Origin of the sequence: Cellulomonas sp. PS-H5 (genome assembly GCF_019265565.1) — a bacterium.
In the GTDB taxonomy this organism is placed as follows: Bacteria; Actinomycetota; Actinomycetes; order Actinomycetales; family Cellulomonadaceae; genus Cellulomonas.
Window position 1 is genome coordinate 21,403 of the sequence record NZ_JAHVCI010000051.1, and the last position, 10,117, is coordinate 31,519.

Annotated in this window: 6 protein-coding genes; 2 read left to right on the plus strand and 4 right to left on the minus strand. The window is 73.9% G+C overall.

The genetic code is table 11. The annotated features are described in order from the left end of the window. Positions 1-3: 3 nt before the first annotated feature. From pflA to J5O08_RS16480, 4 genes are all read right to left on the minus strand, one after another. Positions 4-891, minus strand: a complete 888-nt coding sequence (gene pflA / locus J5O08_RS16465; protein WP_217616179.1) for a pyruvate formate-lyase-activating protein — start codon at positions 889-891, stop codon at positions 4-6. 118 nt (positions 892-1,009) lie between these two features. Then, the gene (gene pflB / locus J5O08_RS16470; RefSeq protein ID WP_218707968.1) at positions 1,010-3,277 is read right to left on the minus strand and encodes a formate C-acetyltransferase; all 2,268 of its coding nucleotides are present in this window, start codon (positions 3,275-3,277) and stop codon (positions 1,010-1,012) included. Positions 3,278-3,417: 140 nt separating this feature from the next. After that, positions 3,418-5,310: a 1-deoxy-D-xylulose-5-phosphate synthase gene (dxs, locus tag J5O08_RS16475; protein ID WP_218707969.1), complete on the minus strand. Its 1,893-nt coding sequence runs from the start codon at positions 5,308-5,310 to the stop codon at positions 3,418-3,420. A 146-nt stretch (positions 5,311-5,456) separates the two neighbouring features. Beyond that, the gene (locus J5O08_RS16480; protein ID WP_218707970.1) at positions 5,457-7,526 is read right to left on the minus strand and encodes a glycogen debranching N-terminal domain-containing protein; all 2,070 of its coding nucleotides are present in this window, start codon (positions 7,524-7,526) and stop codon (positions 5,457-5,459) included. Positions 7,527-7,718: 192 nt separating this feature from the next. On the opposite strand from J5O08_RS16480, the gene J5O08_RS16485 reads away from it, so the two are divergent. Further along, the gene (locus J5O08_RS16485) at positions 7,719-8,747 is read left to right on the plus strand and encodes a LacI family DNA-binding transcriptional regulator (protein ID WP_217616183.1); all 1,029 of its coding nucleotides are present in this window, start codon (positions 7,719-7,721) and stop codon (positions 8,745-8,747) included. A gap of 44 nt (positions 8,748-8,791) precedes the next feature. Beyond that, positions 8,792-10,066, plus strand: coding sequence for an extracellular solute-binding protein (locus J5O08_RS16490; protein ID WP_218707971.1), 1,275 nt, complete (start codon positions 8,792-8,794; stop codon positions 10,064-10,066). Positions 10,067-10,117: the final 51 nt, after the last annotated feature.

Below are 10,117 nucleotides of genomic sequence, written 5' to 3' on the forward strand. Positions count from 1 at the left end.
CGGTCAGAACACCGTCAGCCCGCGGTCCCGGAACTGCTGCCGCACCCGCGCCACCAGCTCGGGGCTCGGCGGCTCGGTGTCCTCCAGCTCGTACGCCATGCCCAGGCTCTGCCACTTGTCCCGACCCATCTGGTGGAACGGCAGCACCTCGACCCGGCTGACGGTGGACAGCGAGGCGACGTAGTCGGCGACCGCGTCGACGTTCTCCGGCGCGTCGGTGAGTCCGGGCACCAGCACGAACCGGACCCAGATCTCGGTGCCGCTCGCGGCAACCCGGCGGCCGAAGTCGAGCGTCGGCTGCAGGTCCCGGCCGGTGGTCCTCTTGTACGTCTCGGGGATGCCCGACTTCACGTCGAGCAGCACGAGGTCGATGTCCGCGAGCATCGCGTCGGAGCAGTGCGCACCCAGGTAGCCGGAGGTGTCGATCGCGGTGTGCACGCCGAGCTCCTTGGCCCCGCGCAGCAGCCGGGCGACGAACGCGGGCTGCATGAGCGGCTCGCCGCCGGAGATCGTCAGGCCGCCGCCGGTCACGGCGAACACCGGCACGTACCGCTGGATGCGGCGCAGCAGCTCCTCGGCGAGCACCGGCTCGCCGCGGCGCATCTCCATCGTGTCGGGGTTGTGGCAGTACAGGCAGCGCAGCGGGCAGCCGGCCAGGAAGGTCGTGAGCCGGGTGCCGGGTCCGTCGACCGCGGTGACGAGCTCCCAGGAGTGCAGCGATCCCAGCTCGCCGGCGCGCATCTGCGCGAACTTCTCGCTGCGCTCCGCGTCGCTCACCGCGAGCCCCGCGGTGCCGGCCGTCGACCGCTCGTGCGAGCCGCCCGTGACGGGCAGGCCCAGCTCGATGACCGGGGCGCCGACCTCGCCGACGACGGACTGGCTGCTGCTCATGGTCGCGACCTCCTCGCGGGGTCCTGCTGGGTGGTGCGGGTGGTACGGGTCGTGCGGGGCGGGGCCGCCCGGCCCGGGGCTGCTCCCCCGGGCCGGGCGGTGGTCCGCCGGTGCGACGTCAGACGCCGCCGTGGAACGTCCGGGACAGCACGTCGAGCTGCTGCTCGCGGGTCAGCCGCACGAAGTTCACGGCGTAGCCCGACACCCGGATGGTGAGCTGCGGGTACTTCTCGGGGTGCTCCATGGCGTCCTCGAGGGTGTCCCGGTTCAGCACGTTGACGTTCAGGTGGTAGCCGGAGGACACGTTGTACGCGTCCATAAGGCCCACCAGGTTCGCCACCTGCTCCTCCTTGGTGCGGCCGAGGCCCGAGGGCACGACCGTCGAGGTGAGCGAGATCCCGTCCATCGCCTCGGAGTACGGCAGCTTGGCGACCGACATCGCGGAGGCGAGCATGCCGTGCGAGTCGCGCCCGTTCATCGGGTTGGCGCCCGGGGCGAACGGCTCGCCGGCACGGCGTCCGTCCGGGGTGTTGCCCGTGGCCTTGCCGTAGACGACGTTCGAGGTGATGGTCAGCACCGACTGCGTGTGCAGGGAGTTCCGGTAGGTCTTGTGCTGCCGGATCTTCTCCATGAACGCCTTGGTGATGCCCACGGCGATGTCGTCCGCGCGGTCGTCGTCGTTGCCGTACGTCGGGAAGTCGCCCTCGATCACGTAGTCCGTGACCAGGCCGTCCTCGTCGCGCACCGGCGTGACCTTCGCGTACTTGATGGCCGACAGCGAGTCCGCGACGACCGACAGGCCGGCGATGCCGCAGGCCATGGTCCGGAGGATCTGCCGGTCGTGCAGCGCCATCTCGAGCCGCTCGTACGCGTACTTGTCGTGCATGTAGTGCACGCAGTTCAGCGCGTCGACGTAGGTCTCGGCCAGCCAGTCGAGCAGCTTGTCGTACTTCGCCGCCACGTCGTCGTAGTCGAGGACGTCGCCCTCGACCGGCGCGGACACGGGCGCGACCTGCTTGCCGGACACCTCGTCGCGGCCGCCGTTGATGGCGTACAGCAGGGCCTTGGCGATGTTGACGCGGGCGCCGAAGAACTGCATCTGCTTGCCGACCCGCATCGGGGACACGCAGCAGGCGATCGCCGCGTCGTCGCCCCACGAGGTGCGGATCAGGTCGTCGGACTCGTACTGGATCGCCGAGGTGTCGATCGAGACCTGCGCGCAGTACTTCTTGAAGCCCTCGGGCAGGCGGTTGCTCCACAGCACGGTCAGGTTCGGCTCCGGGGCCGGGCCGATGTTGTACAGCGTCTGCAGGAACCGGAACGACGACTTGGTGACGAGCGGGCGCCCGTCCTCGCCGATGCCGCCGATCGACTCGGTGACCCAGGTCGGGTCGCCGGAGAACAGCTGGTCGTACTCGGGGGTCCGCAGGAACCGGACGATGCGGAGCTTGATGACGAAGTCGTCGATCAGCTCCTGCGCGAACTCCTCGGTGATCGCGCCCGACGCGAGGTCGCGCTGCAGGTACACGTCGAGGAACGTCGAGGTGCGGCCCAGCGACATGGCCGCGCCGTTCTGCTCCTTCACGGCGCCCAGGTAGGCGAAGTACAGCCACTGGACGGCCTCGCGGGCGCTGGTCGCCGGCTTGGAGATGTCGTAGCCGTAGGACGCGGCCATCTGCTTGAGCTCGACGAGCGCGCGGATCTGCTCCGCGTTCTCCTCGCGGTCGCGGATGACGTCCTCGACCGACGGCTCCATGTCCATCTCGTGCCGCTCGAGGCGCTTGGCCTCGATCAGCGCGTCCACGCCGTACAGGGCGACGCGGCGGTAGTCGCCGATGATGCGGCCGCGGCCGTAGGCGTCGGGCAGGCCGGTGATGATGTGCGACGACCGCGCGGCCCGGACGTTCGGGGGGTACACGTCGAAGACGCCGTCGTTGTGCGTCTTGCGGTACGTGGTGAAGATCTTGGCGACCTCGGGGTCGACGTCGTAGCCGTAGGTCTCGAGGCTCTTCTCGACCATGCGCCACCCGCCGTTGGGGATCATGGCGCGCTTGAGCGGGGCGTCGGTCTGCAGGCCGACGATCAGCTCGTTGTCCTGGTCGATGTAGCCGGCCGGGTGCGACACGATCGTCGACGGGGTGTGGTTGTCGATGTCGTAGACGCCCTTGGCCCGCTCGGCCGGGAACATCTCGCTGAGCTTCGCCCAGATGCCGGTGGTGCGCTCCGTGGGGCCGGCGAGGAAGTCGGCCTCGCCGGTGTACGGCGTGTAGTTGCGCTGGATGAAGTCGCGGACGTCGATCCCGTCACACCAGGGTCCGGTGACGAAACCGTCCCAGGCCGGCGCGGTGGCGTCGGACCCGGTCGTGGGTACTGCGGTGGTGGACATCTGAAGCTCCCTCGCTGAGTGCGTCGTACTTGCGACGCTATTCACGAGGTCATGGGATGTCTTGGGACCGAGGTCCCCCGCCCTCGTCAGGGGCGCGGAACGGCCGCGTGACGGTGCTCACGTCCCGGACCCAGGTCCCGTCAGGCGGTCGCGCGGAGCGCCGCGAGCACGTCGCGCGCGAGGTCGGGCGCGGTCAGCCGGAGTCCCGTCAGCAGCTCGTCCCGGCTCGCGTGCTCGAGGTACCGCCGCGGCACCCCGAACGCCTGCACCGGCGTCGCGATGCCCGCGTCCCGGGCCCGCAGCCCGAGCGCCGACCCGACGCCGCCCTCGCGCACGCCGTCCTCGATCGTCACCGCGTGGTCGTGCTCCCCCACGAGCTTCACGAGTGCCGCGGGCACGGGCAGCACCCAGCGCGGGTCCACGACCGTCACCCGCAGCCCGTGCTGCGCCAGCAGCTCGCCGAGCGCCAGGGCGGTGCGGGCCATCGAGCCGACGCCGCACACCAGCACCGACCGCGCGGCGACGTCGGCACCCGCGCCCCCGTGCCGCGCGAGCACGTCCACGCCGTCGACGTCGTCGACCGCCGGCAGCGCCTCGGTCAGGGCGCCCTTCGGGTACCGCACCACCGTGGGCGCGTCGTCGACGTCGACCGCCGCGCGGAGCGCCGCCCGCAGCGTGTCCTCGTCCCGCGGCGCGGCCAGCCGCAGGCCCGGGACGACCCCGAGCAGCGCCATGTCCCACATGCCGTTGTGCGACGCGCCGTCGTCGCCGGTGAGCCCGGCGCGGTCCAGGACGAACGTCACCCCGGCGCGGTGCAGGCCCACGTCCATCAGCACCTGGTCGAAGGCGCGGTTGAGGAACGTCGCGTACACCGCGACCACCGGGTGCAGCCCGGCGAACGCCATGCCCGCCGCCGTCGTCACGGCGTGCTGCTCGGCGATCCCGACGTCGAACGTGCGGTCCGGGAACGCCTCCGCGAACGGCGCGAGCCCGACGGGCTGCAGCATCGCCGCCGTGATCGCCACGACGTCGGGCCGGCGGCGGCCGATCCGCACGATCTCGTCCGCGAACACCCCCGTCCAGCCGAACCGCGACGGCGCGACCGGCAGCCCGGTCTCGGGGTGGATCTGGCCGACCGCGTGGAACCGGTCCGCGACGTCCTGCTCGGCCGGCGAGTAACCGCGGCCCTTCTCGGTGATGACGTGCACGATCACCGGTCCGCCGAACGACCGGGCCCGGCGCAGCGCGAACTCCACCGCCGCCTCGTCGTGGCCGTCGACCGGGCCGACGTACTTCAGTCCGAGGTCCTCGAACATCCCCTGCGGGGCGACGACGTCCTTGATGCCCTTCTTCAGCCCGTGCAGCGCGTCGTACGCCACCCGCCCGGGGGGCCCGGACCGGCGCAGCGCGCGCTTGCCCCAGGACAGCACCGTCTCGTACCCGCGGGTGGTGCGCAGCGCGTCAAGGTGCAGCGCGAGCCCGCCGATCGTCGGCGCGTAGGACCGGCCGTTGTCGTTCACGACGACCACCAGGCGGCGGTCGGTGCCGTCCGCGATGTTGTTGAGCGCCTCCCAGGCCATGCCGCCGGTGAGCGCTCCGTCGCCGACGACCGCCACCACGTGCCGGTCGCCGCGACCGGCCAGGGCGTTCGCCCGCGCGATGCCGTCCGCCCAGGACAGCGCCGTCGACGCGTGCGAGTTCTCGACGACGTCGTGCTCGGACTCGGCCCGGCTGGGGTAGCCCGACAGCCCGCCGCTCTTGCGGAGCCGGGCGAAGTCCTGCCGCCCCGTCAGCAGCTTGTGCACGTAGGACTGGTGGCCGGTGTCGAACACCAGCGTGTCCCGCGGCGACTCGAACACCCGGTGCAGGGCGATCGTCAGCTCGACCACGCCGAGGTTCGGCCCCAGGTGCCCGCCCGTGCGGGACACCTGGTCGACCAGGTAGCCGCGGATCTCCCCCGCCAGCGCCCGGACCTGCCCCGCGGACAGCGCGCGCAGGTCGGCCGGGGACCCGATGCGGTCCAGCAGCCCCATGTCCCACCGCCCGTCGCCGTCGTCCGCGCGGCTCGCGTCCGAGAAGACCCCACCCTACGGGGCGGGGTCGCCCCGGGCGCGGGCGACGTGCCCGCGACCGGCGGGCGGCTCCGGCGCGACCGCCGCGCCGGAGCCACCCGCCGGGCTCAGGACCGCAGGTGCACCGCCACGTCGGCCTCCGCCTCGACCTGCACCGAGCCGTCCGCGCCGACCCGCACCGCGAGCGGCGCGCCGCCCAGGCGCAGCCCGCGCACGGCGACCGCCCCGAGCGGCGACGGCACCGGCGGCGCCACGGTCAGCCGGCCGCCGGGCGCGTCGGGTGCCAGCCCGAGCGCCGCTCCGAGCACCGACACCGCGGCCGCCGCCGACCACGCCTGCGGGCGGCACGCGGCCGGGTACGGCACGGCGCGCGGCACGGTGCCGCGGGCGTCGCCGCCGTAGAGCTCCGGCAGCCGCTGGTCGAAGTCCTGCGCGGCCGCGAGCAGCCCCTCCGCGAGCGCCGCCGCCTCCCGGGCGTGCCCGGCACGCGCCAGCCCCTGCACGACGATCGCGGTGTCGTGCGGCCACACGGCGCCGCCGTGGTAGCGCAGCTCCCAGTAGCCGGCCGACTCCGTCGACATCGTGCGCAGGCCGTAGCCGGAGTCCATGTCCGGGCCGACGAGCCGCGCGGCGACCGTCGCTTCCTCCTCGGCGGACAGGATGCCGGTGCCCAGCAGGTGGCCGATGTTCGACGTCACCGTGTCGACGACGCGCTTGTCCGCGTCCAGCGCGATGCCCGGGTAGGCGCCGCGCTCGTCGGACGTCCAGAACGACGCGCGGAACCGCTCGGCGAGGGCCGCGGCCCACGCGCGCCACCGGTCGCCGCCCTCCCGGCCGAACGCGTCGAGCAGCGCGGCACCGGCGACGGCGGCCTCGTGTGCGTAGCCCTGCACCTCGGCGAGGGCGATGGGGCCGGTCGCGAGCCCGCCGGCCTTCCACTGCACCGAGTCGCCCGAGTCCTTCCAGCCCTGGTTCGCCAGGCCGGAGCCGGTCTCGTCGGCGTACTCGAGGAATCCGTCGCCGTCCGAGTCGCCGTGGTCGGACATCCAGGCCAGCGCGCGCTCCATGGCGGGCAGCAGCGCCTCGACCTCGTCGGCCGGCATGCCCCACCGCCAGGCGTCGTGCAGCAGGCAGACCCACAGCGGCGTCGCGTCGACGGTGCCGTAGTACACGGGCGGCAGCACGGTGCCCTCGCCGGGCATCGACAGCTCGGCGCGGCGCACCTCGTGCAGGATCTTGCCGGGCTGCTCGGCGGTGGCGGGGTCGACCTTCGTGCCCTGGAGCGTCGCGAGCGTGCGCAGCGTGCCCGCCGCGAGCTCGGTGCCGAGCGGCAGCAGCATCCGCGCCGCCCAGATCGAGTCCCGGCCGAACAGGGTGAAGAACCACGGGGCGCCCGCGGCCAGGAACACGTCGTCCGGCGCGAACCGGGCGCTCAGGCGCAGCGTGCCGAGGTCGGCGAGGGCCTGGTCGAGGAGGGCCGGCAGCCGGCGGTCCGCCGCCTCGACGTCCAGCGGCTGCCACTCGGGCTCCGCGCGGCGGGGCGCCGTCACCGGGCCGGCCGCGTCCGTGACGTCGAGGGTCCAGGCAACCGCGACCGGCTCCCCGGTCGTCGCCTTCACGTCCCACGCCAGCCGCACGGTCCCGTCGGCCGCCACGGCGACGTCCGCGCCCGGCGCGGACAGCACCGCCGCCACGTCGGCGTCGGCCTGCCAGCGCGCGCCGTCGGCGGTGCGCTCCGGGGCCGGCGCCGCCTGGACCGCCGCGCCCGACTTGATCCGGTCCATCGGCGTGCCGTCCGGGCGCAGCGCCACCTCGAGGCGCGCCGCCACGGGCTCCGCCGTCGAGCAGGACAGCGTGAGCGTCTCCGTGACCCGGCCCGGGACCACCTCGCGCAGCCGCTCCAGCCGGGCCGTCGGGTCCGCGCCGGGGCCGTCGACCGAGCGCGCCAGCAGCACCGTCCGGGCGCGCCCGGGGCCGTCCGCGCCGGACGCGACCGCCTCGGGCGCGGTGCCGCCGACGGTCAGCCGGGCGCCGGCCAGCACCCGCACGTCGCCGTGGTAGACGCCCTGGGCGCCGCGTCCGTCCGCCAGGCCGATCTGGCCGTCGGCGTCCGACCACGCCTGCGTGGGGGCGTGGACCGCGACCAGCAGGTCGTGCAGCAGGGGCTGGAGCTCCATGGGTACCTCGTCGTTCGGGAGGGGTGTGCGGTGGTCGGTGGCGGGGCCCGCCGAGACCGGATCGTGACCCGGGGCGGCCCCGCCCGGCTTGACAGGCCCGGGGGCGCTGGCAACTCTAGGGGCAACCGTTTGAGCGTTCCAATCGCAACTTGGAACGATCATATGCACACCGAGCGACGCGAGGGAGCGCCCATGGACGCCACGACGAGGCCGACGCTGGAGAGCGTCGCCCAGCGTGCCGGCGTGTCCCGCCAGACCGTGTCGAACGTGCTCAACGCGCCGCACCTGGTGCGGGCCGACACCACCGACCGGGTCCGCGCCGCCATCGACGCGCTCGGCTACCGGCCGTCCTCCGCCGCGCGCCAGCTGCGCACCGGCCGGTCCCGCGTCCTGGGCCTGCGCCTGGAGCCCGTGCACGACGGCATCAACGGCGCCGTGCTCGACCGGTTCCTGCACGCGCTCACCGAGAGCGCCCAGGCCCGCGGGTACCGGGTCATGCTGTTCACCGCGCCCGACGACGCCGGCGAGATCGCGCAGTACAGCGAGCTGCTCGACACCGCCGACCTCGACGCGTTCGTCCTCACCAGCACCCACCGCGACGACGAGCGGGCCGCCTGGCTCGCGGAGCGGGACGTGCCGTTCGTGACGTTCGGCCGGCCCTGGGGCGACCGTCCCGACGGCGCCGCCGCGCACCCGTGGGTCGACGTCGACGGCGCCGCCGGCACCCGCGCCGCGGTCGCCCACCTGCGCCGCCTCGGCCACGAGCGGATCGCCTACCTCGGCTGGCCCGACGGCTCCGACGTCGGCGAGGACCGCGCCGGCGGCTGGGCCGCCGCGATGGTCGACGCCGGGCACGACGGCTCCCTGCTCCGCCGGCTGCACGCCCGCGTCCCCGACGGCGTCGCCGCCGGCGCCCAGGCGATCGAGCGCGTGCTCGCCGACGCCGCGCCCACCGCCGTGGTGTGCGCCTCCGACTCCCTGGCCCTCGGCGCCCTCACGGTCGCCCGGAGCCAGGGCACGACGCTCGCCGTCGTCGGCTTCGACGACACCCCCGTCGCCGCCGCCGTCGGCCTGACGTCCGTGGCCCAGCCGCTCTCCGAGGCCGCCCAGCGCGCGCTCGACCTCCTGCTCGACCAGCTCGACGGCACCGGCGGCACCCGCAGCCGCGAGGTCCTGCTGGCCCCGCACCTCGTCGAGCGCGCGTCCAGCCGCACCCCCTGACCACCCGACCCTCCGTGCACCACCCCCTGAAGGAGAGAACCCCCATGCAGCACCGCATCCCCGTGCGAGGACGGCGCCTCCTGGCGACCACCGCCGTCGGCGCAGCCGGCATCCTCGTCCTGTCCGCCTGCGGCGGCGGCTCCGGCTTCGAGGACGACGGCGCCGACGCCGCGTCCACCGAGGGCGGCGGCTCGCTCAGCATCCTCATCGGATCGTCCGGCGACGCCGAGACCGACGCCGTCAAGGCCGCCGTCGCCGCCTGGTCCGAGGAGTCCGGCGTCCAGGCCACGGTCCAGGTCGCGTCCGACCTCACCCAGGAGCTCAGCCAGGGCTTCGCGTCCGGCGACCCGGCCGACGTGTTCTACGTCAGCGCAGACCAGTTCCAGACCTACGCCGCCAACGGCTCGCTGTACCCGTACGGCTCCGAGCTGGACAACGCCGACGACTTCTACCCGTCGCTGGTCGAGCAGTTCAGCTACGACGACGAGCTCGTCTGCGCGCCCAAGGACTTCTCCACGTTGGGCCTCATCATCAACACCGCCGCCTGGGAGGCCGCCGGCCTCACCGACGCCGACGTCCCGACCACCTGGGACCAGCTGACCGACGTCGCCGGGAAGCTCACCACCGGCGACCAGGTCGGCCTCGGCTTCTCCGGCGAGTACGCCCGCGTCGGCGCGTTCCTCGCCCAGGCCGGCGGCACGCTGGTCAGCGAGGACGGCACGGAGGCCACCGCCGACTCCGCCGAGAACGTCGAGGGCCTCACCTACGTCCAGCAGCTGCTCGCGTCGGGCTCCGCGGCCTACGCCGCCGACCTCGGCACCGGCTGGGGCGGCGAGGCGTTCGGCACCGGCGCCGCCGCCATGACCATCGAGGGCAACTGGATCACCGGCGCGATGGAGAACGACTACCCGGACGTCGACTACCGCGTCGTCGAGCTGCCCGCCGGCCCGGCCGGCCAGGGCACCCTGCAGTTCACGAACTGCTGGGGCGTCGCCGCCGACTCGTCCAGCCAGTCCGACGCCGTCGACCTGGTGCAGTACCTGACGGCCACCGACCAGCAGCTCGCGTTCTCCGAGGCGTTCGGCGTCATGCCGTCCGTGCAGTCCGCGGCCGACGGCTGGAAGGAGCTGTTCCCGGAGATGACCGCGTTCATCGACTCGGCCGACTTCGCGCAGAACGTCGTCAACGCCCGCGGTGCGGCGGACGTCATCACCGACTTCAACGCCCAGCTCGAGGGCCTGAAGACCGGCGACCCGGCCGCGATCCTCGGCTCGGTGCAGACGAACCTGCAGGCCGTGCTCGACGAGAACGCGTCCTGACACCATGACCACACAGGCGGCGGTGCCGCTCCGCCGCCGGCGTCGGGGGGG